This window comes from Paenibacillus sp. CAU 1782, from assembly GCF_054551715.1.
Window position 1 is genome coordinate 42,529 of sequence record NZ_JBTOLL010000024.1, and the last position, 26,715, is coordinate 69,243.

Below are 26,715 nucleotides of genomic sequence, written 5' to 3' on the forward strand. Positions count from 1 at the left end.
CGATAACATAGTCATACCAGATAGAGTTTGCTAAAATAGAATGCAAGTAGTGGGCACCTAACGTTTTGCGAAGCGGCTTGCTTCAAATTTAAGGCGGGAGCAATGTAATGAGAAGAGTGCAGCTTTCAATGGTTAAACCCGGCGACCGAGTGGCAAAGCCTATTTTTCAGGAAAACGGCAACGTGCTGCTTGGTCAAGGGGTTGAACTGAACGATCGTTATATCGACCGTTTGGAGAGACTGGGCATTGACATTTTATATATTGAAGACGGAAAAACAGACGATATTGAACCGGAGGACAGCATCCGTGAGGAGACGCGGAAGGAAGCTGTCACCATGATTTATAAAACGATGACCTCCCTTCAGGAGGAAAATTTGGCGAAGGGCCGGACCATTACGCCCGAAATCGGACGTAACTTTCGCAAAGTATTCGGCAGCATAATGCAGGACTTGGCGACGCGTCCCAGCATGCTTGTTAATTTGACCAGCATTCACTCCAGCGATGCCTATCTGTTTCAGCACTCCTTCAATGTGGCCGTTTTGGCGGGCATTATGGGGGTTGCAAAAGGCTTTAACCGGATTCAGCTGGAGGAGCTTGGGGTAGGGGCTCTCCTATTCGATATCGGCATGACAAAAATGCCGCAAAGCCTCCTTAATAACAACGGGCGTTATTCCGCGGACGAGCTCAAAATTTTGCATACCCACCCCAAAGAAGGGTTCGATATACTGAGAAAGCATCATGATATTTCCATCGTTTCGGCGCATTGCGCGCTGCAGCATCATGAGCGCTTTAACGGCACCGGCTATCCCCGCGGTCTGAAAAAGGATGAAATCCACCTGTACGGCCAAATTGTCGGTTTGGCGGATACCTATGATGCGCTTGTCTCGCCAAGGCCGCACCGCAAACGCTACACGACCAGCGAAGCCATCGAGTTTCTGTTTGCGGCGGGAGGCACGTTTTTTGATCATGAGCTGATCAAGCTGTTTTGCAGCCATATCTCCATCTATCCCGTTGCAACAACGCTGCTGCTAAGCACGGGACAAGAGGTTGTTGTTACGCAAAACAACGATCTGGCGGTCCACAGGCCGCGCGTTCGCGTCATTAAGGAAGCCGACGGCTCCGATCCGGCGTCTCCTTACGAAATCGAGCTTAAAGACGAATTGCATATTACGATTTTAAAAGAATTGTAAGAAAGCATGTGTGGCTTCCATCACAACTACAGGCCTCTGCGCCCTGCGACTCCAGCTTGGAATCGCCTCCGGGCGCAGAGGCTATTTGATGTTTGCGCCCATGAAAACTGCGCCGAAAGCTTTGATTATCGGCAGGGCTTCAGTTAGAATAAAAGGAAATAATCAGCCGTCTCGGAAAAGGAGATACGTGGCTTTGGACGAGTTTAAAGCAATTTCGTTGTGGACATCGGACAGGCAATCCTCCGCATGGCAGGGGAAACGGGGCGTCCGCCTTGGCCTTGGCGATGATTCCGCATCGATTAGCATAAGGAACGAGATCGACGGCATCAGCGGAGAAAAAAATATGCTTCTCGCGATGGATACCATGGTGGAAACCGTTCATTTTAACGACATCACGATGGCGGACGAGGACGTAGGCTATAAAGCGCTCGCGGCCAATGTCAGCGATATCGCCGCTATGGGCGGTGTTCCGCTTCATGCGCTTGTGTCGGTGAGCGTGCCGCCTGCATATGGACCGGAGCGAATGGGACGGGTATATGACGGTTTGTACGATTGCGCCGCACGTTATGGCATTGCCGTTGTGGGCGGCGATACGACCTCTTCCCCGGACAAGCTTGTTATATCGGTGAGCCTTACCGGGAGCGTGGAGGCGGGAGCTGAGCTTAGGAGAAGCGGAGCCAAACCTGGCGACAAGCTTTTCCTGACCGGACCGGTCGGCATGTCGGCGGCAGGCCTGCATCTTTTGCTGAAAGCCGGCAGCGGCAATCGTCCTGTTTTGAGCGAAGAATATAGAAATCTGGTTCAAGCCCATCGCCGTCCCTCTCCCTCTGTGCGGGCAGGCAGGCTGTTGATGGCATCGGGAGCTTGCACCAGCCTGAACGATGTAAGCGATGGATTGGCTAGCGAAGCCTGGGAGCTAGCGGAGTCTTCCGGACTGCGCTTGGTGCTGGAGGAAAACCGTCTGCCCAAAAGCGGCAGCATGGCCTCGTATGGAAGCCGTTGTGGTTATTCGCCGCTAGATTGGATGCTGTATGGGGGCGAGGACTATGTGCTGCTTGGCACGGTCGCGGAGTCTGCGGCAAATGAGGCGGCGTCCCTGTTTCGGAAGGAAGGGTTGCCCTTTTACCTGATCGGAACGGCGGAGCCTGGAGAACCAGGTGTTCAGTTGATTCCGGCCGAGCAGCGCGGAAGCGGCAATGCAGGCGTCTCCGCCGGTGGAGGCGGGCACCGCGAGTATCGTCGGGCGCTGCATAAAAAGGGATATAATCATTTTGAGAAATAATTGGCGGTGATGAAGATGGAACAGCAGACAAGCCGAATGGTCTGGACGGCCCGGAGCCTTGAGGATACGGCACAATTGGCGGGAAAGCTGGCTTCCTTCGCGGGGCCGGGAACGCTCATTGCGCTGGACGGCGATTTGGGCGCCGGAAAAACAACCTTTTCGCAGCATTTTGCCGCGGCGCTTGGCGTTCGGGGGATCGTGAACAGCCCTACTTTTACGATTATAAAAGAATACCAGGGAGAAACGCTCCCGTTTTATCATATGGATGTATACCGTCTTTCTCTGGAGGAAGCGGACGAGCTTGGCCTTGATGATTATTTTTACGGCAGCGGCGTTACCGTTGTGGAGTGGGCCAGTCTTATTCCCGAGCTGCTGCCGCCTGACCGGCTGGAGTTATGGATAGAGAATGATGGGGACGGATCAAGAAAAATGGCAATGACCGGACGCGGATACCCTTATTGCGATTGGGTTCGGGAATGGGACAGAATGGGAGCGGCAGAAAATGAACAGCAGCATGGATAAGGCGGCGGAACGGCCGGTTGAATCTGAGCAGGTCGTGCTTGCGCTGGATACGTCCACGGCGGCGCTTGCCGCGGCGGTGATGCGTGGCGGCGAAGTGCTCGCGGAAGTGCAATCGATGGCGGAACGGAATCATTCCGTACATGTTATTACGCATATCAAGGAAATGCTGGCTTCATCCGGAATTGCAGGGGAGCAACTGGATGCCCTTGTGGTTGGCAGCGGCCCCGGCTCCTATACGGGAATGCGGATTGCGGTTACGGCGGCCAAAACACTGGCCTGGGTCTGGAACAAATCCCTGGTTGGCATATCCAGCCTGGAGGCGGTTGCTCTTGGAGGCTGGACCAGCGGTATGCGTCAATTGTCAGCGCTGGAAGAGGAAGCGGGAGAAGCTTCACGCAAGGAAGCTGTTTTGGCGGCGTCCCACTGGGTGGTTCCCATTATGGATGCCAGGCGCGGCGGGGTCTACACTTCCTGTTTTGCCTGCGGAGGCAATGGCGAAGCATGGCGGAGGATGGATCAGGACGGCGTTCGTCTGATGGCGGACTGGATCGTGGAAATTGTACGGGCAGCGGCGTCAACGGCTGGCGATGACCATTTGGATCTAGGCAGCGGCGCAAGCCAGAGCACATTGCCGGATACCGCTGGCAAGTCAGCGAATAACGGCAGTCGCGCGCCAATTGTTTGGTTAACCGGAGATTTATCCCTGCATGGTGAAAGCGCCGACGAAATGGTGAGGCTAGGGAAGGCGGCGGGCGTCGAGGTGCGCCTTGTTCCCTATGTGTTGGAAGGCCGTTATCTTGGCATGCTGGGGGCTGAACGGCTGCAGCGCGGCGAGGTGGAGAATGTACATTCTTTTATTCCCAATTATACGCAGTTGACAGAAGCAGAGGTTAAGCTGAAGCAGCGGCGGCAGCAGGCCGAAGGAGAAAGCGGAGCGGAGCAGAAGCTGGCGGGAGTGGATGGGAAATGAGCATGGATGTGGATGTGCCCAACTATCGGGCAATGACGCTGGAGGATGTGCCGTCGGTTGTGGAAATCGAGCTGGAGGCCTTTACCAGTCCATGGACAAAGGGCGCTTTTATCAATGAGCTGACGAGCAATATGTTTGCCCGTTACCTGGTGGCGGAATATCAGGGTGAGCTGATCGGCTATGGCGGCATGTGGATCATAATGGACGAAGCTCATGTGACGAATATCGCTTTGCGCAAGGAATATCGGGGCAAAGGGCATGGAGCACTGCTGCTGTCGGAGCTTCAGCGGACGGCCATGCAACAAGGCGCCGAGCGGATGACGCTGGAGGTGCGCACCAGCAACGAGCAAGCCCAGAGGCTCTATCGCAAGCTTGGCTTCAAACCTTCCGGCATCAGGCCCAATTATTATTCCGATAATGGCGAAGATGCCATCATTATGTGGGCGGACCTGGATGCTGGAGCCCTGCAGTGCGCGTTGAAAAAGTCCGGTTATTAGTACCGAGAAGATGGGATGAAGTGAGATGGCGACGGATATAGCTGCAACAAACAATAGAAAGGTCGACGGAGCGTTGATTCTGGCGCTGGAAACCAGCTGCGACGAAACCTCCGCGGCTGTCATACGGGATGGCAAACATATTTTGTCCAATGTGGTGGCTAGTCAGATTGACGTACACGAAGCCTTTGGCGGGGTTGTGCCGGAGATTGCGTCGCGCAAGCATGTTGAGACAATCACGCTGATTATGGAGCAGGCCATTAAGGAATCGGGCCATTCTCTGCGCGATATGTCGGCGATTGCCGTTACGCAGGGACCCGGACTGGTGGGAGCGCTGCTCGTGGGCATTATCGCGGCCAAAAGCCTGGCGTTGGCGCTTGATATTCCGCTGATCGGCACGCATCATATCGCCGGCCATATCTACGCTAACGAGCTGGTTCACGAAATGGTCTATCCATCCATGGCGCTGGTTGTTTCCGGCGGACATACGGAGCTTGTCCGTATGGAGAGCGAGGGCCGATTCACGGTTATTGGCCGGACGAGAGACGATGCGGTAGGCGAAGCCTATGACAAGGTAGCGCGCGCGCTCAAGCTGCCGTATCCCGGCGGACCGCATATCGACCGGCTTGCCGCTGAAGCGGCGGAAAGCATCACTTTGCCGCGCGCATGGCTGGAAAGCGACAGCTACGATTTCAGCTTCAGCGGTTTGAAATCCGCCGTGCTGGCCGTCATTAATCAAGCCCGCATGAAGGGCGAACCCTTGGAGGAAGCTGCGTTGGCGCGCGGTTTTCAGGAGTCTGTCATCGAGGTGCTGGTCGAAAAGGCGATTCGCGCTGTCAAAGCCAGCGGAGCCCGATCCCTGCTGCTCTGCGGCGGAGTGGCGGCGAACCGCGGTTTGCGGTCCCAGCTGAGCGCGCGCTGTCAGACGGAAGGCGTACCGCTACTGGTGCCTCCGGGTTCTCTGTGCACGGATAATGCGGCTATGATTGGCGCTGCGGCTTACCTGAAGCTGAAGCGCGGGGAGTGGACGGAGCTGGACATGAAAGCCGACCCCGGCCTTTCGCTGGAGGAATGGTCTCTTTCCTGAGGACTGCCCTTTTGCTGAGCCCAAATTAACAATGGGAATTGACAAACCGATTTTGGGTGCCTATAATAAGCAGCAATACTTTAATTATATATGTCACAAACGCTATGAACAGGAATAGTAAAGCTTGTCCGGGTTGCCCTTTGCCGTATTGCGGCCAGAGGTGCCAGAGAGCTGCGGGTTGGTGCAACGCAGTCGAAGGATGGCTTGAAGCTCGCCTGGGAGCGGAATGTCGGAAAGGAAATTTGGCCTTCAATGATGGCTCGTTTTCTGGTACGGCGTTACGGTTAACCTCCGTGAAGAGGTTCATAAAGCCGGCATCCGGAGCCGGGTTTATGACTAAGGTGGGCAACTCGTCTGTTTTGCGGCGATTGTCAACAAGAGTGGTACCGCGCGGGTCATTACAGCCTGTCGTCTCTTGATTATTCAAGAGGCGACAGGCTTTTCTTGTTGTCTGACAGGTAAATAAGGTAAAACGCAATGAACAGGAGCAAGTAGAGCCATTGGCTGGCAAAGAAGGTGATCGGAGCCGCGTATTTTGCGCGTATCCCATAACTTCACCAGAGAGCTGCGGGAAGGTGCAACGCAGTCGAAGCCGGGTTTGAAACTCGCCTGGGAGCGGAATGCGGGAAGACGGCGCGCGTGGTTTCTAATGGAGCCATTACGATGCTGCTACTGTGTTACGGGCGCCTCCGTAATCGGGCTTAAAGCGGGCTGTCTGCCCGCAAATGCGTATCCTGGCTGCCATCAATGGCATCGGAAGGCGTTTGCGGAGTCATGCGGCCAAGCAGAGTGGTACCACGGCATAAGCCCCCAGGCTTGTCGTCTCTGATCAGAGACGTCAGGCTTTTTTTGTTTTCTCTAAAGTACGTGTTTCGGGTGAAATTCATAAACCAAATCAGGGAGGCATTTTCAATGGCAAACCAACCTAAAAAAATACAGATTTTTGACACGACACTGAGAGACGGTGAACAATCGCCAGGCGCATCGATTGCGCCAGAGCGCAAAATCATAATTGCCCGTCAGCTTGCAAAGCTTGGCATAGACGTTATCGAACCGGGTTTTGCCGTTTCCAGCCCCGGCGAGTTCGCGGCCGTACAACAAATTTCCCGCGAGCTTCAAGGCGTGGAGATTGCCGGATTTGCCAGAGCAGTGAGGGGAGACATCGACGCAGCGGTTCAGGCTACCAAGGACGCCGCCCGCAGAAGGCTGCATCTGTTTATCTCCTCTTCCGATATTCATCTGAATCATCAGCTTCGCAAATCACGACAGGATGTGGTGGCGATTGCGCGCGAGATGGTTGCTTACGGCAAGCAGTTCGTTGATGAGATCGAATTTTCCGCCATGGATGCTTCTCGTTCCGGGAGAGATTTCGTTATTCAGCTTGTGGAGGCGGTAATTGCGGAAGGCGCTACGATTATTAATTTGCCGGATACGCTGGGCTATGCGATGCCTCAAGAGATGACCGAGTTGTTCCGCTCGGTGCGGCGTGAGGCGCGTGGCGGCGAAACGGTCCGATACAGCGCTCATTGCCACAATGATCTGGGCATGGCGGTCGCCAACAGCTTGGCGGCAATACAAGGAGGAGCGACACAGATCGAGGTCACCGTCAATGGAATCGGAGAACGCGCCGGCAACTGCTCGCTGGAGGAGCTTGTTATGGCGATTTCGACACGCGGTGATATGTTAGGGGCAGAGACGGGTATCCAGATTTCCGAAATTTACGAAACGTCCCGTCTGGTCAGCCGCACGATGAATTTTCCAATCGCCTACAATAAACCGATCGTGGGCCGAAACGCCTTCCAGCACGAGTCAGGCATCCATCAGGACGGCTTGCTCAAAAACCGCAATACCTATGAAATTATGGACCCCGAAGCCATGGGTATTTCACGCAGCATGATCGTGTTGGGCAAACATTCCGGCAGCCACGCCATCAAGCATCGGCTGGAGGAGTTCGGCATTACACTTGGCGAAGAAGAGCTGGGAGCCGTCTACAAGCGTTTCAAGGAAAAGGCGGATCAGCAAAAGATGGTGTCCGACGAAGAGCTTGTCCAGATTGCGGGGGACAGCACCCATACCCGTCCCGATCCCTATGCGCTGACTGATCTGCTTGTCCACGCCGGCACCCACCGCTCAAGAAGCGCTACGGCAATGATCCGCGATAATGAAAGCGGTCAGGAAAAAGCCTTTATGGCGATAGGCGCGGGACCCGTAGAGGCTGTCATTCATGCGATTCAGCAAGCGATACCGGTTGCGGCTGAATTTGAAGATCTGGAGCTGCATTCCTTGTCCACCGGCGAGGATGCCCATGGGGAAGCGGTGGTCAGCATTATCCATAAAGGAAGAAGATACAGGGGAACCTCTTCCCATAACGATATTATTTTGGCTGCCGCCCAAGCTTATATCTCGGCTTGCAACGGAGCTATTATGACGGAGCGCGGGCGGCTGCTTTCGGAGGAACGCCAGCAATCAGGAAGTTAAGACTGTGTAAACGGCACTGTGAACAAAGTTATCCACATATACACCAAAAAATGTGAATAAGTCGTTGAAGGGGCGTACACTAAGGTGCTGCGCCCTTTATAATGGAATTGTAAAAGTGGATAGTTTTTTCACAGCTTGGTTGTGGATAGTGTGGATAATTCGGATAATTTCAAATTATTTGATCGGCATTTGCAAAGAGTGTCTTAAAAGTACAAGAAACGCCAGCTGCAGCGTGAAAAATGTCGACAGAATTAACTAACAATTTATTCAGGTCTGTGGATAGAACTGTTTATAACTTTTCTCCTTTTTTTCGAGAACGCAATTTTTTTGCGTGAATTACAAATCATGTTTTCGGTGAAAAGCATGGCCCAATACGCTATTGTACAGATATAGGTTTCCGATGGAGGTCATGCAATGGACAAGACAGCGGTTATTAAGGCGGTTGGGATCTGCAAACATTTTGGGAGCCATCACGCTGTCACCGATGTATCCATCACCGTGAAGCGCGGCGAACTGTTCGCTATTATCGGCAAAAACGGAGCGGGAAAATCGACGCTGCTGGATATGCTGGCAGGCGAGCTTCAACCCGATGCGGGCTATATTGTTGCGCCGGGATTGGATATTTCGGAAGAACCGGAAAAGCTGAGTAAGGTTCCAACTGCATATATGCCTAACATGTTGAACATGGAAGGGCTGACGGTAAGGGGAGCGCTGGCGGGTTATCGGCATTACCCCAAAGCTGACGAACGTATACAGGAGACGCTGGAGCAGTATGGATTAAACTCCTATTCCAATCTAAGCGTTGATTTGCTGCCGCCTGGATTCAGGCACAGGCTTGTGCTTGCAGGGGCAATGGCAGCCGATCCGGAGTTGGTGCTCCTGGACGAGCCAACGACGGGACTGGACGCGGAGTCCAAGAGACAATACTGGGACCTGTTGTCCCTCCTCCGAAGCGAAGGGAAAACGATTATAATCGCTTCACACGACATGACGGAGATTGCCAGGCATTGCGACAGGGTTGCGGTCATGAAGGCGGGGAAAGTGACGGCATGCGGGTGTCTTGCGGGATTAATCGGCAAGCTGCCCTACGGAGGCATGACGCTGGAAGCCGTCTATATGCATCATGCAGTCGGACCAGGGGGAGGCGTTGAAGTTTAAACCGAATAATATGGAAGTTAGCGCAGCCAAAAGAAGCACGCGAAGAAGCTTGATCAGGCAGCGGATGGAAATGGTAGCGGCAATTCTAAGCATAAAAGGAGGAATCAATAATAAGCGGCTTTTGCAAAAAGATGTTAGAAGCATGTAGTCGTCATTAATTGTAAACATGAATTAAGGTAACAATGGAGGACGGATTGTGGAAGAATTCAAGGCGAGAATTGCCGACAGTATGATGGAGCTTACCCGGCGATGGCTTTCTGATGGCCCGCTTCGCTCATACACGGAAGCTTTCATTCAGGAAAAAACCAAGGAACCGATGGTATTCGGCGAACTTGCCATACACCATTACTACATGTTCGGCGGCCGCGAAGGCAGCGAGGTAGAGACGGCTGCCGCAATCGAACTGGCGATATTGGCATGTGATATTCTGGATGACCTGGAGGACGGCGATGCTCCGTCCAAGCTCTGGATGAACACGCCCCCGCCTCACGCCCTGCATGTAGCGACTTCTCTTCTGGCCATGGCGCCTTCGGCATTGGCGGCAAGCGTCGAGGACGAATCCGCGGGAGCAAGGCTGGCCTCCATGATGAATCGGCAGCTTCTTCATTCCGCGGAAGGACAAATGGTTGATTTAGTGGATCATATTAATGATGAAGCCTCTTATCTGGATATGGTAAGCCGGAAATCGGCGCCTCTATTCATCATGTCCTGCATGGCAGGGGTTCTTGCGACAGGCAGGCAATGGGATGATGGCGTGGCGTTATACGCCCGGGAGCTGGGCATCGCCTCCCAAATCAAAAATGATGTGCGCGATTTGCTTCGCTGGGATGAAAAAAGCGATTTTTTACGGCGCAAAGGCAGCTTGCCTATGCTGTGGCTTTTGGAAAATGCGGGCGAGGAATATAGCTGGATCGCCGATTATTATGCAGGACGCGTATCTATGGATGCCGTATTGGATAAAAAAAGCCAGTTCGAGGAGGCCTGCGAAACATCCGGCGCCATCTTGTACGCGTCCGTCCTGGGACGATTGCACTACAACCGGTTTTATTCACTTGTGGAGAAGATAGACGCTGAGGAGTTATGGAAACATAAGCTTCTGCAGCGCTTTTCTTAACCACGCAAAAGAATTTCGGAAAATACTAATTACTTTTGCGTTCCTATGCGTTCTCTTTTTTTGCCTGTTTCTGATATAGTAGAATTGGACTATTCATTGAATAGGTAAAAAGTAGAGGCGGTGGGATTCGTATGTTGAAAGAAATGATTCGTCAGTTGGCTTGTGGCGTTAAGGACAGGGAGTTAACTCTTTTTAACGGTTCCGTGCAACTGGCAGGTATTTCGGTCGAAGAACAAAAAGCTCTGCTGGATGAACTGAATAGCACGGAAGGACAAACAGGCTTTTTCGGTTTTGGCTGGAATTAAGAGGTAAAGAAAGACTACGGTGAAAGGAAGAGGAGGCATGAAGCAAATCGTAAGGCATGCACTCGCTGTTCTCTTTCTGATGACATTGCTGTCGGTGCTTGTTTATGTGACTGCTGTAATCATTAAAGTGCCGGCGATCGGGGCTTACGTAACCCAACTGCCTGACGGCAGCTATTCGGTACAATCGCTTGCTCCGGCGGGACAAGCTGAAATAAGCGGAATCGTAGTTGGCGACATCATCGCCGAAGTAAACGGAGAACCAGCGGAACAATATAGAAATTTGCAGAAATACAATTCGTTGGAATATGCCAATGACGTATTGGTTATTCATAGAGATGAAACAAGTAAAATCATTTCATTTGCCAAAGCCTGGTCGGGAGAGCATTCTACACTGGAAATGCTGCTGCAGCTCTACATTCCGGGCTTTTCGCTGTTTGTTTTTTTTGCTTTTTCGGTATTCCTGTATGTTAAACGGCGAAACGATAATGCCGCGATTATGCTGATAATGTTTTTTATGTCGATCGGATTAAGCTACTATAGCTCTGCGGCCTCTGCGTTAAGGGATCCGGTGGGTTTATCTGTGATTTATGTTGTGCTGCCGCTTGTTTCGCTGTTTTATATGAAATTCATGAATATTTATTTGCGGCGGTTCGACGTCAGCTTTATCGGCAACCGGACATTGCAGCTATTATTTGCCGCCGTTTCAATTATCAGCATGGCCAGTTTGGTTTATATATGGACGGACTGGATCGAATTAAAGGTTTTTAACATGATTAAAGTGATCTACAGCGCTTCTCTTTTAATCGGAAATATCATTTGCCTTACCAAGCTGGTGAGCAAATTTCTTAAATATCGTTATACGAAGCTGCGATCGTTGTTTACGATTACGCTTATTTCGCATGCTGTTGCCTTTACGCCGTTTGCCATGCTTAATTTGCTGCCCCAAATGTTTGGGCAGGAGCAAATTTTGCCGGCGGGATTTACGGCATTGTTTCTGTTTGTGCTTCCCGTTGTCTATTTTTACTTGAGCACCTCCAACCAATTGTTTGACATTGATTTTATTTTGACCCGCTTCAAATATTACGCAGCTTTATCGCTTGTGCCATCCTTAATGATTGCTGCGGCGATTACGGTTTTTATGCTGGGGGAGCACGGGGGCGTCTGGTCGATGATGATCGGCACGTTTGTTTTGGTCTATGTCGGGATGACCTTGTTTCTTTATGGCAAGGAGCAGGTGGATCACCGCTTTCGGCCGCGATTGTTCAAGGCGATGTACAGCTACCAGGACAGCCTTGACCGTTTTTCGCGCAATGTGGCCCGCGTGATGAAGCAATCCGATCTGGAGGCGGTTCTGCGAAACGAAATCAATGCTTTGCTGCCGGTGAGCCGGATTACTTTTATGATCGTCGATCAAGCTGAACATGTTGTTTATCCCATCAGCGAACAGCACGAAGAAAAAGTAACGGGAAGTTTTTTGCTGGGGCTGGAGGGCAATTTAAAGCTTGGCGATTTAATTGATCTGCCTTTTGGCTTAGGCATGATTATCGGCAAGCAGAGAGCGCGTTACCACATTTTGTGGATTGGCATGAAAAGCAATCATACCCGCTTTAATTCCGATGAAATCAGATGGCTCAAAACAATGGCCAATTACTCCAGCCTGGTTTTTGAAAACCTGTATCTGATTGAGGGGTTAATCGAGGACCTGGAGATGGAGGTCGGGAAGGAGCATACAACATCGCCATGGGTGCTGCGCATGCTGTTTCTGCTGTCCGAAAATGAAAGACGCAAGCTGGCGGCGGATTTGCATGACTCCGCGCTTCAGGATCAGCTGTTATGGTATCGAAAACTGGAGGGTATCCTGATGGATCATCCTTTGACAAATAAGCTTGGCACGGAGCTGGAGGAAATTAAGGAAGGCCTGCTTGACGTCATTCATCAAATACGCGAGACCTGCAACGAGCTAAGGCCTCCTTTGTTGAAGGAGATGGGCGTTGTTGAAGCGGTTGAGTCTATTATCGAGCATACGCGGATGAGAGTGAATTTCGAGGTGTTGTTCCGCAGCAAGGGCATTAAGGTTGAACTGGAAGAGGAGCAAATTACGGCGATATACCGGATTGTTCAGGAGCTGCTGCGCAATGCGGACAAGCATGCTGGAGCCAGCCTTGTTGTACTGGAGCTTGAAATGCGCAAAGGGATGATTTATTTCCGCTATAAGGATGATGGCGTCGGGATGAAAGTGGATGCATTGACGGAATCCTTCGAGCACATGGGCTTGTCCGGCATCAAGGAAAGAGTTGCCAGCCTTGAGGGAGAGATCACCTTTTTGTCCGCTCCGGGAAAAGGCCTCGAGGCCGTTGTGCTGATGCCTGTTATTTTGGCAAACGGGAAGCTGGAAAGAGGGGATATTGCTTGATAAGCATTTTGTTGGTAGACGATCACCCTTCCGTAGGAGAAGGGACAAAAACGATGATCGAGCAGGACTCGGAAATACGAGTTACAGTCGCTTTGTCTGCCCTTGAGGCGCTGGACAAGGTGCAGAAGGAAAGCTACGACCTCATTTTATGCGATTTGAATATGCCGGGCATTAGCGGGCTGGAGCTATCGAAGCGGCTGATTCAGATCGACCCTGACCGGAAAATCATCATTTATTCCGGGTATGAAATCGGCTCGCATTTTAACTTGCTGATTGAATCCGGAGTATCGGGATTTATTTCGAAAACAGCATCGCGAGAACAGCTTCAGCAGTCTATACGAAGCGCCATGCGCGGAGAAGCCGTTATTCCTATTTCATTGCTGAAGCAGCTGCGCCGCCAAGAGGTGCCATTAACCAGATCCGACAAGTCCATTCAGGAGGTTTCCATTAATGAGAGGGAGATGGAGATACTGAACGAGGTGGCTGCAGGCGTCAGCAATAAAGAGCTTGCGGCTTTGCTGCATGTCAGCCAGCGCAATGTGGAATACCAGTTGACGCGCATTTTTGAAAAGCTGAATGTCCGTTCGCGGTCCGAAGCGATCAGGGAAGCCAAACGGCTTGGGTTAATCAGTATGGATATATATTAGAAGTGTAAAAGGGTGTCTTGGAGTCTTCAAACCTTTTTGTCCGCTTGACAAAAAACTCGTCCTCAAGACCCCCTTTTCGCATCCGGTTCTCACTGCCGAATATTTATTCGTTCCACTTGCCTTTTCGGACTGCTCCTTCCATCCTTACATAAGTTGCTCCCATTGCTCATAGGAGGCTGCAAGCTTAACTCGCAAGCTATCCGCTTCGGCTTGGATTTCCTGGATTTTGATATAATCGTTAAAAATAGCGGGGTCGGCCAGCTTTTCCTCCAATACAGCAATGTTTTCTTCCAGGGCGGCGATTTCGCCTTCCAATTGCTCCAGCTTGCGCTGTTTGTTTCGTTCATCGCGCCTTGCCTGTTTTTCGGCTTCATACGAAAGAGCGGCTGACGGCTCTTGGGCCTGCGCAACGGCGGCGCCTGATGCTTTTTGCTTGGCTTGGGCTTCCTGTGCGACTTCCTCCAGTTCCGCTTTTTTCTCGAGCATTTCGTCGTAATTTCCCAGGAAATGTTGAAATCCTTCAGGACCCAGTTCGACAATACGCTCGGCCATCTTGTTCAGGAAGTAACGGTCATGGGATATAAACAACAGTGTTCCTTCATAATCCAGCAAAGCGGCTTCAAGCACCTCTTTGCTAAAAATATCCAAATGGTTGGTTGGTTCGTCCAAAACAAGCAAATTAGCCCCGGCAAGCATCAGCTTTGCCAGCAAAACTCTTGCTTTTTCGCCGCCGCTTAAGGTTGAAATCCGTTTTTGCACCTCATCGCCGCTAAACAGAAAATTGCCCAAAACCGTGCGAATGCGAGCCTCTTCCATATGGGAGTAGGCGCTCCATACTTCTTCCAGGATGGTATTTTGGTCATTCAGGCGGGTGTGCTCCTGGTCGTAATAACCCACTTTAACATGAGAACCGAATTGAATGGTGCCGCTAGACGGCTCCGTCAAACCCATTACCGCTTTCAGCAGCGTTGATTTGCCAATGCCGTTTGGACCTACGAGCGCTACCATTTCGCCCCGTGTCAATTGAAGGTCAGCGCTGCGGAAAAGCGGCTTATTGCGACCGTCGAACGTAACGGACAAATCCCGGACATTAAGCACCTCTTTGCCCGACATGCGTTCGATCTCAAAGCTGAAATGGGCTTTTTTCAGATCGCCCATCGGCTTGTCCAACCGTTCCATTTTCTCCAAGCTTCTACGCCGGCTTTGGGCGCGTTTGGTCGTTGAAGCTCTGACGATATTTTTCTGGATGAATTGCTCCATCTTTGCAATTTCGTCCTGCTGTTTTTCGTAATGCTTCATATTAATCTCGTAATTGGCGGCTTTCAACTCCAGGTAACGGGAATAATTGCCGGTGTAGCGGGTAGCGGAATGGCGTTCGATTTCGACTATCGTATTGGCCATTGCGTCCAGAAAGTAACGGTCATGGGACACAACAACAATGGCTCCCGCATAACCGCGCAAATAATTTTCAAGCCACGTCAACGTTTCGATATCCAGATGGTTAGTCGGCTCGTCCAGCAGCAGGAGATCGGGAGCCTGAAGCAGGATGCGCGCCAGTGCCAGGCGGGTTTTTTGACCGCCGCTTAACGTATTAATGACGGTTTCCAAATCGAAGTCGCCAAAGCCCATGCCGTGCAAAACGCTATTGATTCGCGTATTGATCTCAAAGCCGCCTTGTTCGCGGAACCAGTCGGATACTTTGGCGTACCGCTCCAGCGTTTCTTCGTATTTTTTTTCGTCGGCATGGATAGCGGGATCGGCAATGCGCTGCTCCAGACTGCGAAGCTCCTGCTCCGCGTCCAGCAAATGGGAGAATACGGCACGCATTTCTGCAATAATTGTCCGTTCCGACTGAAGGCCGCTGTTCTGGGCCAGATAGCCCAGCTTTGTCTCTTTGGCTCTGTGAATATCGCCGGAATCATAGGACAGCTCGCCCGCAATGATTTTGAGCAGCGTCGATTTGCCGGCGCCGTTGACGCCGACAAGGCCGATTCGGTCTCTTTCCAGCACTTGCATGGATATATGGGATAAGATGGCGGAAACGCCGTAGCTTTTGGATACATTGGATACTTGAAGCAGCATGATGAAACCTCCACTCTATAGTCGCCGCGCCAAAGACGGGCTTCTCTTCTAGTTTACCACAAAGCGGCTCATCCATTGGCGAAAGTTGTATAACAATGGTACACTACAGGGTAAGGAATGTTTCGCATACGAAACGGAAACGGAAGGCTTTACATGGAAAAAGACCCCCTGGAGTCGCACAAGCGGTTACTGCGCAAAGAGCTGGCTGGACGGAGAAACGGATTGACGGAGGAGCAGCGGAGGGAAAGGTCGGCGGAGGCATCGCTGCATGCATTCAGCCTCGTGGCGGATAGCGGGGCTTCCTCGGTTATGCTGTATGTTCCATTCCGCAGCGAGCTGAGCTTAAAGCCGTTGGCCGAGCCGTGCTGGGAGCGGGGGATCAAGGTTATTGCGCCGCGATGCAATCCTGTGGACCGCTCGATGACGCTTTTCGAGCTGGAAAATTGGGGGCAGCTTGCCCCGGGAGCTTACGGCATTGAGGAGCCAAATCCCGATTTGGCGCAACGGCTCGACGGGCCGATTTTGCCGGATATTATTTTTGTGCCCGGATTGGGTTTTGACTTGGCGGGCGGCCGGATCGGCTACGGTGGAGGTTACTATGATACCTTTGCGGCGAGTCTGGGTCTTGGACAACATGCGGGAAACGCGCCCTTATGGATTGGGGCCGGTTTTGACGAGCAGGTTATGGAGGCCGTGCCGATGGAAAGTCATGACTTGACGCTGAACGGACTGGTTACCCCAAGCGGATTGCGGCGATTTTTGAGAACAGCTGAATGAGTTAGAGACAGAAGGGGACGGTGGTTATGGGGTTTACGCATTTTAATGAGCAAGGTAGAGCAAAGATGGTGGACGTCTCCGACAAGGAAGTGACATCCCGCCAGGCCACGGCGGAATCCATGGTTCGTATGAACCCCGATACGCTGAAGCAGATTAAAGCGGGCACCATAGGCAAAGGGGATGTGCTGGCAGTTGCGCAGGTAGCGGGCATAATGGCCGCCAAGCGCACGTCGGACTGGATTCCGATGTGCCATCCGCTTTCGCTCACCGGCATTAACATCGTCTTTAGCGATAATGACAACGATGAATTATACATAGAAGGCACGGTCAAAACAAGCGGCAAGACGGGCGTGGAGATGGAGGCATTGACGGCAGTGTCTGCGGCGGCTTTAACCGTATATGACATGTGCAAAGCGCTGCAGAAGGATATGGAAATCGGTCCGACACGACTTACGGCTAAAAGCGGCGGCAAAAACGGCGATTACAAGAGATGATTATGGATGGGGGGAACAGGATATGCAGTGGAAGGTTGCGCTGCTGACGGCAAGCGACAAAGGATCAAGAGGAGAGCGCGAGGACACAAGCGCTCAGGTCATCCGCGAGCTGGTGGAAGAGGAGCTGGGCGGTGAAATCGTTGATTACCGGATTGTGCCGGACGAGCAGGATGAAATCATGGCGGCCTTGATTGAAATGACGGAGTATTATCAAGCCGATCTCGTGTTGACGACAGGTGGAACCGGACTGGCTCCCCGCGATGTGACGCCGGAAGCGACGCTTAAGGTAATTGATCGCGAGGTGCCCGGATTGGCGGAAGCCATGCGCATAGGTTCCCTGCAAAAAACAAGACAGGCGATGCTTACGCGCGGCGTATGCGGCATTCGCGGCAATTCCCTCATCATCAACCTGCCCGGCAGTCCTAAAGGCGTGCATGAAAGCCTGCAGGCAATCCTGGATCAGCTGCCCCATGCGCTGGGCATTTTGTCCGGGCGCCAGGAGGAGCAAAATTGATGGCTGAAGGACATGCATCGAAAGAAGAGGTTATTACAACCGGGACCACCGTGCTTCGCGAGGTGGCATTAGATCAGGCCATTGGCCTCCGCCTGGGACATGACCTCACCCAGATTGTTCCCGGCGTGTTCAAGGGCCGGCTGTTCAAGCGCGGCCACCTCATTACAGAGGAGGACGTTCCGGCCTTGCTCAACATTGGCAAGGAGCATATTTATGTGATGGAGCTTGGCGACGGCGAGCTTCATGAGGATGACGCCGCTATCGAAATGGCAAAAGCATTGGCCGACGACAGCTTGATTCCATCGGAGCCGCATGAGGGCAAAGTAAGCCTGAAGGCGGCTTTTAAAGGCATGGTTGTCATTGATCGCGAGATTGTCGATGCCATCAATGCTATGGGCGAGATTGCTTTGGCGACTGTCGTTGGCAATAAGCCGGTGGAAGCCGGGGGTTCCGTTGCGGCAACCCGGGCGATCCCGCTTGTTGTATCCAAGGAAAAGGTCGAGAAAGTGAAAGCGCTGGCCGCCGAGTACCGTAAAACATCCGGCGGGGCATCACCTCTCCGCATCGTTCCATTCCGCAAGCTAAAGGCAGGACTCCTGACAACAGGGAGTGAAATATATCACGGAAGAATAATGGACAAATTTGGACCGGCCATTGTCGAAAAATTAGCTTTTTTTGGCTGCGAAGTGGCGGAACAGCGGTTTGCTCCCGATAAACAGGACATAATTATTAATGAAATCGGTTCCTTGGTGGAACAAGGATATGATATGATACTTGTAACGGGAGGTATGTCTGTTGATCCCGATGACCGGACACCCGGCGCCATAGCGGCGGCAGGCGCGGAAATTGTGAGTTATGGCACACCTATGCTTCCAGGTTCCATGCTTCTTATGGGATATATCGGAGAGGTGCCCATTATGGGATTGCCAGGCTGCGTCATGCATGATCCTTATACCTCGTTTGATGCCCTTTTGCCGCGAATCGTGGCCGGGATAAAAATCGGGAAAGAGGATATTACAGCTTTGGGGTACGGGGGATTGTTGGGTTGTTAACGTCTTTATGATCCGGGATCAAGCTGCCTGCAAGATTTAGGTGACGGGAGGATACAGTGATGGGAATCGGAGCAACTGGTGTCATATTGCTTGTATTGCTTGGTTTGCTGCTGTTCGGGCCGAACAAGCTGCCTGAACTTGGGCGCGCGTTTGGCAAAACGCTGCGGGAATTCAAAGCCGGAGCGAATGGCATCATGGACGACAACGATCGTCGCGAGGGTGACAATGGACGCGTCGAGGTTAGCAAATCAGGCAATAGCGAAGGAGAAAAAAAGCGGCTTCCGGATTAAGCGGGCCCGCTTTTTTCTTGCCGCAGATAACCCTTATAAGGGAAGGGAGTTTCCGTTGGAATGGCAATTGTCGGGAAGGATAAAAATACCGGGCGCGGCAAAGGGCTCATTTCCGAAGAAGGCCTGATGCCGCTGCTGGGACATCTGGGCGAATTGCGCAAGCGGGTTATTTATGTGCTGATTATTTTGACGCTGGGGCTTACGCTGGGGATTTCGGTTGCAGAGCCCGTCTATAATTATCTCATGGCCCAGGACCCGGTAAATAGCATGACGCTGCATACCTTCTCATTATGGGACGGCATCGGCATGTATATGAAAATCGCATTTATAATCGCCATGATTATTACGCTTCCGTTCACTGCCTACCAGCTGTGGGCGTTCGTCAAGCCCGCTTTGCGAAAGCATGAGCAGCGCTCCACGTTGAAATATGTGCCTTTTGCGCTCATTATGTTTTTGATCGGCCTTGCCTTTGCTTACTTTGTTGTGTTTCCGCTTGCCTTTAATTTTACCCGGATGGTTGCTACTCACCTCAATCTGGAGGAAACGTACGGAGTTATCCAATATTTTTCGTTTATGTTCGGCATATTGCTTCCCGTGTCGCTTCTATTCGAGCTGCCGCTGGTCATTATGTTTTTGACAGCGCTGCGGATCGTTAATCCAAAGCGGCTTCGAAAGATGCGCCGGGTCGCCTACTTCATAATGGCTGTGATCGGGGTGGTTGTTACGCCGCCGGATTTTATATCCGACATTCTGGTCATCATTCCGCTCATTGGCCTCTATGAAATTAGTGTGTTTTTGTCCGGCATGGTTTATCGGCGACAGCAGGCCGCACTGGCGCGGCGAGGACTTGTTGATGACGACGAAAATGAATAGAGGGATATGAAGGGGCTGTCCAAAAAGCCGATCCGCGTATCTGATTCAATTAAAAACGCTAATGGACATCCGTGTCCGTTAGCGTTTATTTTTTAGCTTTTTGCGTTTGTAACGGACATGGATGTCCATTACAGTGAAAATTATCCAATAATTACCCATTTTGGGGCTCTAACGGACAAGGATGTCCGTTAGCATTTCAAAATCTGCGTTTTACGCGTCTAACGGACTTCCGTGTCCGTTAGAGCGTTTGACTTTTTGGACAGCCCCTTTTTTTGTTGACACAAAAGAGAGCCTGCGGCATAATTTAAACAAATGATTAAAACAATTGTTTGAATCGTTTGTTTAAATATTAAGCGACAGGGGAGATTGGTCATGATTAAGGGATTGCGGGCATTTATGAAACGTCCTACCACTTGGGTAGGCATTTTAACGGCGTTAATGTTTCAAATCATCTTTTCGGTTATTTGGATGACGGGTTATAATGGAATTACGGACAGGACGGACCAGCTTTCTGTTGCGATTGTCAATGAGGACACAATGGCTGGAGGGCAAATCACGCAGCGGCTGCTGGAGAGTTTGCCTTTTGACATGTCCAGCGATACTTCGCTTGATGCCGCAAAGGAACGTTTGGACAAAAGAGAAATCGGGATGATTTTGTTCATACCGGGAGATTTTACGGAGCAGTCTTCATCGGCCGCAGGCCAGGGGAACTTGCATTTTTATGTGAATGAATCCAATCCCGCCATGATTAAAAGCGTTATGAGCTCTGCAGCGGCAGGGATTACGTCGGAGGTTAATTCAATGGCCGTGAAGGCAGGCATTGGGCAGCAACTGGCGGCAGGCGGAATGCCGGACGATCAGGCGGCGGGAGCCGCTGAAGCTTTGTCGCAGCGGGTAATCTCCGAAATTCATGCCATCCATACTGTTCAAGGAATGAATAACCAGATGGTGCCGATGATGATGGTTTTGGCTTCCTATGTCGGTGCGATGATTATGGGCATGAATCTGGAGCAGTCGTCTCTCGCCATAAAATCCACGGTTGGCAAATGGAGCCGATTCACGGCGAGAGTGATCATTAATGCTGCTTCAGCGGTGGTTGTTTCCTTAGTTGGTGTTAGCTTGCTCTCGCTGCTGGGGGGACAGATGGAAGGCGGCTTCCTTGCTCTGTGGGGCTTTGAATTTATCTTTTTGCTTGTGTTTATGTTTGTCTCCCAGATGTTTCTGTATTTGTTCGGCATAGCTGGCATGCTCCTAAATATTATGATGTTGTCTGCGCAGCTTGTCTCTTCCGGCGCTATGGTTCCACGGGAGCTGCTGTCGGATTTCTATAGCGGATTGGGAGACGTGCTTCCGGCAACATATGCCGTGGACGGAACGATGAATGTGCTGTTTGGGGGGACCGGAACAGGAGAAGCGGTTGTTGCGCTGTCTCTGATTGGAGCGGTCGCGATTACGGTTAGCGCCATTGCGACGCTGGCGAGGGAAAGAAGGGCTGCATGAGCCGGATATTTTGAAACATCGGCTTTTCGAGGGCCTTTTTGACCGGCAGCGCAATGTGGATGTCCCTTGCTGCATTGACAAGGTCGAAATTGGAGGGTTTTCATGACGGTTTTGGAGGACGCGGATATTAAAACGCGTATATTGCTGGCGGCCAAAAAGCTGTTTGCGCTACAGGGGTACGATGGAACCTCGATTCGTCAAATTTGTCAGGAGGCCGGCGCCAATGTGGCGCTGGTTTCCTATCATTTCGGCGGAAAAGAAAAGCTGTTTGCGGCATTATTCGCCCATTATTTTCCCAAGCAAAAAATGGATGGCGTTGATCCCGGGATGAATCCCGTGGAAGGTGTTAAGCTGGTTATCCGCGAGGTAACGTATTTTCGGCAAGGCGATCCCTATTTTGTCAGCATCATTCAGCAGGAGATTACATTAAACTCGCCGAGGATCGCCCAGATTCGGGAGCATGTTCTGCCGGTCTGGTCCTATTTGCGCAGGTGGATCGCGGAAGGTCGGGAACAGGGCTATTTCCAATTCAGGTCGCTGGATAACGCCTTTTTGTCGGTGGCCGGCATATTGCTTCTGCATCGAGAGCAGCCGTATTGGAAGCTGCTGCAGGAGGAGTCCTGCGATTCGGAGGAGCTGATTCTGGATTTGACGGATTTTATTCTGCACGGGCTGCATTATAAAGGAGACGCGGTGACATGATGCAAGGGATAAGAGGCGGAGAGCAAACCAACACGCAGATGAAAGAACAAATCAGGCAGCTGCTGGAGATTGACCATGTCGCCGGCACGTTGTCTATGCTGTGCGATGATGTCGACAGCGCGGCATTAGGCCGGAGGCTCGCCTCGGATCCTGGTTTGAAGGGATTGCTGGAGGAGATCGGGGCGGAAGCGCAGGAGCTTTTATCGGAGCCCGAGCCTGAACTGACGGAGGAATTGTATACGGTGTATCGGACCACCGGTGAACGCCTGTCGTACGAACGCCCCTACTTCCGCAAGCGGAAACGGCTGAATGCGTTTGCCTTTATGACGCTGATGGAACCGGAAAACGATACATACCGCAATGCGCTGCTTGGCATTGTGGAGTCGATCTGCAATGAAAGAACCTGGTGCCTGCCCGCCCACTATTCGGAGGAAATGGGACCGCTGGGGAGTATCGACCTGTTTGCCGCGGAGACGGGGTTTGCTCTTGCCGAGCTGTCGGTGCTGCTTGCGGACAGACTGCCGCTCGAGTTGCTGGAACGAATAGGCGATGAGGCGGAAAAGAGGCTGTTTCAGCCGTTTTTGAATGCGGTTTCTTATTCATGGGAAGGGCTCCGCAATAACTGGTCTGCCGTCTGTGGCGGTTCTATAGGGGCGGCTGCCCTCTATCTGATTAAGGATAAGGACAGGTTGTCCGCCGTGCTGGAGCGTTCCATAAAAGCAACAGACTGTTTCCTGGAGGGCTACGGAGCCGACGGAGCTTGCGTGGAGGGTTATCTGTACTGGCAATACGGCTTTGGCTATTATGTTTACTTCGCTTCGCTCCTCAAACGTGCCACTGGCGGACGATTGGACGGCTTTGCCGATCCGAAGGTCAAACAAATCGCGCTGTTCCAGCAGCGGTCCTTCTCCAGCCGGGGAACCGTCATTAATTTCTCGGACTCGATCCCTCGCAGCGGTGTGTTCATGGGGTTGACCTGGCGCTTGAGGGACGAATACGCCGAGATCGCGCTGCCGAATCCCGAGCTGCGTTTTGCCTACGGCGAGGATCATTGCGGGCGCTGGGCTCCAGCCCTGCGCAATCTGATTTGGGCCTCCGGACGGGAGGGCGTAGCAATAGCGGGAGAGGCAAACGGTGAAGCAGAAGCAGTAGCAGAGGCAAGCGGCATCTCTCTGAGCAAGGAGGCTGCTTTGGAGGACTGGCCGGCCGAGGCGGTTTATATGACGGACGCGGAGTGGCTGGTATCGCGCCATGCCGGGGATAATGGCTCCGTCTATTGTTTCGCGGCAAAAGGCGGGCATAACGACGAACCGCATAACCACAATGACTGCGGTACATTTTTGCTGCATGCGGACGGGGAAGCGTATCTGGCGGATTTGGGCAGCGGCATGTATACGGAGGCTTATTTTGGACCGGAGCGCTATGACTTCTGGTGCAACGGCTCGCAGGGACATTCACTGCCGATCGTTCATTCCTGCACGCAAAGCCCGGGAGTGGTCCATTCTGCGAAGGTAATAAGCGCGGAGATCGGCGATGCTGGAGACTCCTTCGATTTGGAGCTGGCTGCGGCTTATCCCGAAGAAGCGGGACTGGAGAGCTTGACCCGGCAGTTCCGATGGTTCAAGAACGGCAGCCCAAGACTTGAGCTGAAGGATTCTTTTGTCATGAAGGATTCGGATGGGCTGACGGAGAGGTTTATTACGTTGCTGGAGCCAAAGCTTGAGCAAAGAGGCATCGTAAGCCTTGAAGGAAGCCGGCAGTTGGCAATCCATTATGATGGAGAAGCTTGGTCGCCTCAAGTCACGAAACGCTCCGACATCGACCATTTCGGGCGGGAGCGGAGCTGGTATAGCCTTGATTTTAATTGGAACGGAAAAGTTATGGAGGGCAGCGACGTTGAGATTGTTGCGCGTTTTGAATTTGCTTTTGACTAATGCTTCCCGTGCTGGTCGCTTGGAGGCGGAAAAAGGCTCGCTGGCCGACCGAGGAAAAAGCATGGTTCCACTTGGTGGAATAGAGATAAATATCCTTGAAAAATGACCCTAGGCACTTGAAATCAGATTCGAAAAAAAGTATTATAAAGATGGTTGTTAGCACTACTCGCTTATGAGTGCTAACGAATTGACAATAAGCGACAATATTAGAAGGAGGCTATTTTCAATGATCAAACCTTTGGGTGAACGCGTATTGATTGAACCAATCGCGAAAGAAGAAACTACTGCGAGCGGCATCGTGCTGCCGGATACGGCGAAGGAAAAGCCGCAAGAGGGCAAAGTTATCGCTGTTGGCAGCGGCGCGCTGAAAGACGGCGTACGCGTAGCATTGGAAGTAAAAGAAGGCGACCGCGTTCTGTTCTCCAAATATGCGGGAACTGAAATCAAATACGAAGGCAAAGAGTATTTGATTATGAAGGAAAGCGACATCCACGCGATTTTTGAATAGGATTTTTGTACCTTGGAAGAATACGAGTTCAAAAATATCGGCTTACACATAATGAAATGAATTAATTGGGAGGTAATTGTCTAATGGCTAAAGATATTAAATTCAGCGAAGACGCTCGCCGCTCCATGCTGCGCGGTGTTGACGCTTTGGCAAACGCAGTTAAAGTAACGCTTGGTCCTAAAGGTCGCAACGTGGTGCTTGAGAAGAAATTCGGAAGCCCGCTTATCACGAACGACGGTGTTTCCATCGCTAAGGAAATCGAACTGGAAGACGCTTTCGAAAACATGGGCGCTCAACTGGTTAAAGAAGTTGCGACAAAAACAAACGATGTAGCAGGCGACGGTACAACTACGGCGACTGTTCTGGCTCAAGCGATGATTCGCGAAGGTCTGAAAAACGTGACAGCCGGCGCTAACCCTATGGTTATCCGCAAAGGTATCGAAAAAGCGGTTAAAGCAGCTGTTGAAGAGCTGAAATCCATCTCCAAGCCTATCGAAGGCAAACAATCCATCGCTCAAGTTGCGGCTATCTCTTCCGCTGACGAAGAAGTAGGCGAACTGATCGCTGAAGCTATGGAGAAGGTTGGCAACGACGGCGTTATTACCGTTGAAGAATCCAAAGGCTTCAACACGGAGCTGGAAGTGGTTGAAGGCATGCAGTTCGACCGTGGCTACATCTCCCCTTACATGATTACCGACACTGACAAAATGGAAGCTGTCCTCGACAACCCTTACATTTTGATCACTGACAAAAAAATCTCCAACATTCAGGAAATCCTGCCTGTTCTGGAGAAGGTTGTACAATCCGGCAAGCAACTGCTGATCATTGCTGAAGATGTGGAAGGCGAAGCTCAAGCAACTCTGGTTGTGAACAAGCTGCGCGGCACATTCACTTGCGTTGCGGTTAAAGCTCCTGGCTTCGGCGACCGTCGCAAAGCAATGCTGCAAGATATCGCTGCCCTGACTGGCGGCCAAGTAATTACGGAGGAGCTGGGCCTTGAGCTTAAATCCACTGTAGTTGAACAACTGGGCTCCGCTCGTCAAATCCGTATTACAAAAGAAAACACAATTATCGTTGACGGCGCTGGCAACAAAACCGACATCGACGCTCGTGTTAACCAAATCCGCGCTCAACTGGAAGAAACAACTTCCGATTTCGATAAAGAAAAACTGCAAGAGCGTCTGGCTAAACTGGCTGGCGGCGTAGCGGTTATCAAAGTTGGCGCTGCTACTGAAACCGAGCTGAAAGAGCGCAAACTTCGCATTGAAGATGCTCTGAACTCCACTCGCGCTGCTGTAGAAGAAGGCATCGTTTCCGGCGGCGGTACAGCTCTGGTTAACGTATACAATGCTGTTGCTGCTGTTTCCGCTGAAGGCGACGAAGCAACTGGCGTTAACATCGTTCTTCGCGCTCTGGAAGAGCCAATCCGCACGATTGCAGCTAACGCAGGCCAAGAAGGCTCCGTAATCGTTGAGCGTCTGAAAAACGAAAAAGTTGGCATCGGCTATAACGCTGCAACCGGCGCATGGGTTAACATGTTCGATGCAGGTATCGTTGACCCTGCTAAAGTTACACGTTCCGCGCTGCAAAACGCTGCTTCCGTAGCTGCTATGTTCCTGACAACCGAAGCTGTTGTCGCTGACAAACCTGAGCCTAAGGGCGCAGGCGCTGGCATGCCAGACATGGGCGGCATGGGTGGTATGGGCGGCATGATGTAATAAGGGCTGAAAAGCCTTGTTGGGCAAGGGTTTCTCCTCGGAGAAACCCGGATTGCCCACATTGTGTAAAATGGAGACACCTTAGAGAATACGGGATTTATGTCCCATGTTCCTCTAAGGTGTCTTTTGCGTTCGGCACACATACTGCTGCATCCTTATATGAGCTATACTGAGAGAAGTTGAAGATGGATTGTCAACAGTAAATCAGACAGCTTTTTTAAGGGCTTCTTGACACAGGTGTCAGGTATCCCAGCGTTCCATGAATCCGATGCTTATTAAACCAGTTCACGTAATCGAATAGTTCCAATTCAAGATGATGCAGGCTGTTAAAGCTCATCTGGTTGATGAACTCGGTTTTCATGATCTTATAAGTGGCTTCTGCCACCGCATTGTCATAGGGACAGGCCTTCTTACTAAGAGAGCGTCCAATTTTAAAGGTCTCCAAAAGTTCGTCCATCTTTTCGTTTTTAAACTCGCTGCCACGATCTGTATGAAACCATTGAATTTGGCGTAGATCACCCTGAACGCTAGAAAAGGCGCGAGAAACAAGCGCCGCATCTTTGTTTGGCCCTGCGCTGTAACCAATGATTTCACGATTAAACAAGTCGATA

General features: G+C 51.6%; 25 protein-coding genes and 1 other annotated feature. Of the genes, 23 read left to right on the plus strand and 2 right to left on the minus strand.

Features of this window, described 5'->3' with window-relative positions; translation table 11 throughout:
- The first annotated feature begins 107 nt into the window (after window positions 1–107).
- The 12 genes from ACX93W_RS25560 (at window position 108) to ACX93W_RS25615 (ending at window position 13,660) form a co-directional block, all read left to right on the plus strand.
- Window positions 108–1,190 carry an HD-GYP domain-containing protein gene (locus ACX93W_RS25560; RefSeq protein ID WP_459395203.1) on the plus strand — a complete coding sequence of 361 codons (1,083 nt, stop codon included), beginning with the start codon at window positions 108–110 and terminating at the stop codon, window positions 1,188–1,190.
- Window positions 1,191–1,377: 187 nt separating this feature from the next.
- A complete protein-coding gene (gene thiL / locus ACX93W_RS25565; RefSeq protein ID WP_459395204.1) occupies window positions 1,378–2,472 on the plus strand; it encodes a thiamine-phosphate kinase in 1,095 nt (364 codons plus the stop codon).
- A 15-nt stretch (window positions 2,473–2,487) separates the two neighbouring features.
- Window positions 2,488–2,994, plus strand: a complete 507-nt coding sequence (gene tsaE / locus ACX93W_RS25570) for a tRNA (adenosine(37)-N6)-threonylcarbamoyltransferase complex ATPase subunit type 1 TsaE (RefSeq protein ID WP_459395205.1) — start codon at window positions 2,488–2,490, stop codon at window positions 2,992–2,994.
- Window positions 2,975–3,964, plus strand: a complete 990-nt coding sequence (gene tsaB / locus ACX93W_RS25575) for a tRNA (adenosine(37)-N6)-threonylcarbamoyltransferase complex dimerization subunit type 1 TsaB (protein WP_459395206.1) — start codon at window positions 2,975–2,977, stop codon at window positions 3,962–3,964. The genes tsaE and tsaB overlap by 20 nt, the downstream gene beginning before the upstream one ends.
- Window positions 3,961–4,461, plus strand: a complete 501-nt coding sequence (gene rimI, locus ACX93W_RS25580; protein ID WP_459395207.1) for a ribosomal protein S18-alanine N-acetyltransferase — start codon at window positions 3,961–3,963, stop codon at window positions 4,459–4,461. The genes tsaB and rimI overlap by 4 nt, the downstream gene beginning before the upstream one ends.
- A gap of 25 nt (window positions 4,462–4,486) precedes the next feature.
- Window positions 4,487–5,545, plus strand: a complete 1,059-nt coding sequence (tsaD, locus tag ACX93W_RS25585) for a tRNA (adenosine(37)-N6)-threonylcarbamoyltransferase complex transferase subunit TsaD (protein ID WP_459395208.1) — start codon at window positions 4,487–4,489, stop codon at window positions 5,543–5,545.
- 95 nt (window positions 5,546–5,640) lie between these two features.
- Window positions 5,641–5,964: a binding site (T-box leader), on the plus strand.
- Window positions 5,965–6,457: 493 nt separating this feature from the next.
- Window positions 6,458–8,023 carry a 2-isopropylmalate synthase gene (locus ACX93W_RS25590; RefSeq protein ID WP_459395209.1) on the plus strand — a complete coding sequence of 522 codons (1,566 nt, stop codon included), beginning with the start codon at window positions 6,458–6,460 and terminating at the stop codon, window positions 8,021–8,023.
- A gap of 414 nt (window positions 8,024–8,437) precedes the next feature.
- On the plus strand, window positions 8,438–9,181 hold the full coding sequence (locus ACX93W_RS25595; RefSeq protein ID WP_459395210.1) for an ABC transporter ATP-binding protein: 744 nt from the start codon (window positions 8,438–8,440) through the stop codon (window positions 9,179–9,181).
- A 196-nt stretch (window positions 9,182–9,377) separates the two neighbouring features.
- On the plus strand, window positions 9,378–10,295 hold the full coding sequence (locus ACX93W_RS25600; RefSeq protein WP_459395211.1) for a polyprenyl synthetase family protein: 918 nt from the start codon (window positions 9,378–9,380) through the stop codon (window positions 10,293–10,295).
- Window positions 10,296–10,426: 131 nt separating this feature from the next.
- Complete coding sequence (locus ACX93W_RS25605) at window positions 10,427–10,600, plus strand: hypothetical protein (protein WP_459395212.1); 174 nt, start codon at window positions 10,427–10,429, stop codon at window positions 10,598–10,600.
- Window positions 10,601–10,637: 37 nt separating this feature from the next.
- Complete coding sequence (locus ACX93W_RS25610) at window positions 10,638–13,013, plus strand: ATP-binding protein (RefSeq protein ID WP_459395213.1); 2,376 nt, start codon at window positions 10,638–10,640, stop codon at window positions 13,011–13,013.
- Window positions 13,010–13,660: a response regulator transcription factor gene (locus ACX93W_RS25615; RefSeq protein ID WP_459395214.1), complete on the plus strand. Its 651-nt coding sequence runs from the start codon at window positions 13,010–13,012 to the stop codon at window positions 13,658–13,660. Before ACX93W_RS25610 ends, ACX93W_RS25615 begins: the two co-directional genes overlap by 4 nt.
- A gap of 144 nt (window positions 13,661–13,804) precedes the next feature.
- Here ACX93W_RS25615 and abc-f read toward each other — a convergent pair whose 3' ends face one another.
- Window positions 13,805–15,742: a ribosomal protection-like ABC-F family protein gene (gene abc-f / locus ACX93W_RS25620; protein WP_459395215.1), complete on the minus strand. Its 1,938-nt coding sequence runs from the start codon at window positions 15,740–15,742 to the stop codon at window positions 13,805–13,807.
- A gap of 153 nt (window positions 15,743–15,895) precedes the next feature.
- Here abc-f and ACX93W_RS25625 point away from each other — a divergent pair, with 153 nt between their 5' ends.
- From ACX93W_RS25625 to groL, 11 genes are all read left to right on the plus strand, one after another.
- The gene (locus ACX93W_RS25625) at window positions 15,896–16,519 is read left to right on the plus strand and encodes a 5-formyltetrahydrofolate cyclo-ligase (protein ID WP_459395216.1); all 624 of its coding nucleotides are present in this window, start codon (window positions 15,896–15,898) and stop codon (window positions 16,517–16,519) included.
- Window positions 16,520–16,545: 26 nt separating this feature from the next.
- Window positions 16,546–17,013, plus strand: a complete 468-nt coding sequence (gene moaC, locus ACX93W_RS25630) for a cyclic pyranopterin monophosphate synthase MoaC (protein WP_459395217.1) — start codon at window positions 16,546–16,548, stop codon at window positions 17,011–17,013.
- 22 nt (window positions 17,014–17,035) lie between these two features.
- Window positions 17,036–17,527 (plus strand): MogA/MoaB family molybdenum cofactor biosynthesis protein, encoded by a 492-nt coding sequence (locus tag ACX93W_RS25635; RefSeq protein WP_459395218.1) that lies wholly within the window; start codon window positions 17,036–17,038, stop codon window positions 17,525–17,527.
- A complete protein-coding gene (locus tag ACX93W_RS25640) occupies window positions 17,527–18,579 on the plus strand; it encodes a molybdopterin-binding protein (protein WP_459395219.1) in 1,053 nt (350 codons plus the stop codon). Before ACX93W_RS25635 ends, ACX93W_RS25640 begins: the two co-directional genes overlap by 1 nt.
- Before the next feature lie 59 nt (window positions 18,580–18,638).
- On the plus strand, window positions 18,639–18,869 hold the full coding sequence (locus tag ACX93W_RS25645; RefSeq protein WP_459395220.1) for a twin-arginine translocase TatA/TatE family subunit: 231 nt from the start codon (window positions 18,639–18,641) through the stop codon (window positions 18,867–18,869).
- A gap of 60 nt (window positions 18,870–18,929) precedes the next feature.
- Complete coding sequence (tatC, locus tag ACX93W_RS25650; RefSeq protein WP_459395221.1) at window positions 18,930–19,742, plus strand: twin-arginine translocase subunit TatC; 813 nt, start codon at window positions 18,930–18,932, stop codon at window positions 19,740–19,742.
- Window positions 19,743–20,114: 372 nt separating this feature from the next.
- Window positions 20,115–21,242: a YhgE/Pip domain-containing protein gene (locus ACX93W_RS25655; protein ID WP_459395222.1), complete on the plus strand. Its 1,128-nt coding sequence runs from the start codon at window positions 20,115–20,117 to the stop codon at window positions 21,240–21,242.
- 102 nt (window positions 21,243–21,344) lie between these two features.
- The gene (locus ACX93W_RS25660; RefSeq protein ID WP_459395223.1) at window positions 21,345–21,944 is read left to right on the plus strand and encodes a TetR family transcriptional regulator; all 600 of its coding nucleotides are present in this window, start codon (window positions 21,345–21,347) and stop codon (window positions 21,942–21,944) included.
- The gene (locus ACX93W_RS25665) at window positions 21,941–23,878 is read left to right on the plus strand and encodes a heparinase II/III family protein (protein WP_459395224.1); all 1,938 of its coding nucleotides are present in this window, start codon (window positions 21,941–21,943) and stop codon (window positions 23,876–23,878) included. The genes ACX93W_RS25660 and ACX93W_RS25665 overlap by 4 nt, the downstream gene beginning before the upstream one ends.
- A 226-nt stretch (window positions 23,879–24,104) precedes the next feature.
- Window positions 24,105–24,386, plus strand: coding sequence for a co-chaperone GroES (groES, locus tag ACX93W_RS25670; RefSeq protein ID WP_068686538.1), 282 nt, complete (start codon window positions 24,105–24,107; stop codon window positions 24,384–24,386).
- Window positions 24,387–24,469: 83 nt separating this feature from the next.
- Window positions 24,470–26,104, plus strand: coding sequence for a chaperonin GroEL (gene groL, locus ACX93W_RS25675; RefSeq protein ID WP_459395225.1), 1,635 nt, complete (start codon window positions 24,470–24,472; stop codon window positions 26,102–26,104).
- A 217-nt stretch (window positions 26,105–26,321) separates the two neighbouring features.
- Here groL and ACX93W_RS25680 read toward each other — a convergent pair.
- A partial coding sequence (locus ACX93W_RS25680; RefSeq protein ID WP_459395226.1) for an IS3 family transposase occupies window positions 26,322–26,715 on the minus strand: 394 nt, incomplete at its 5' end.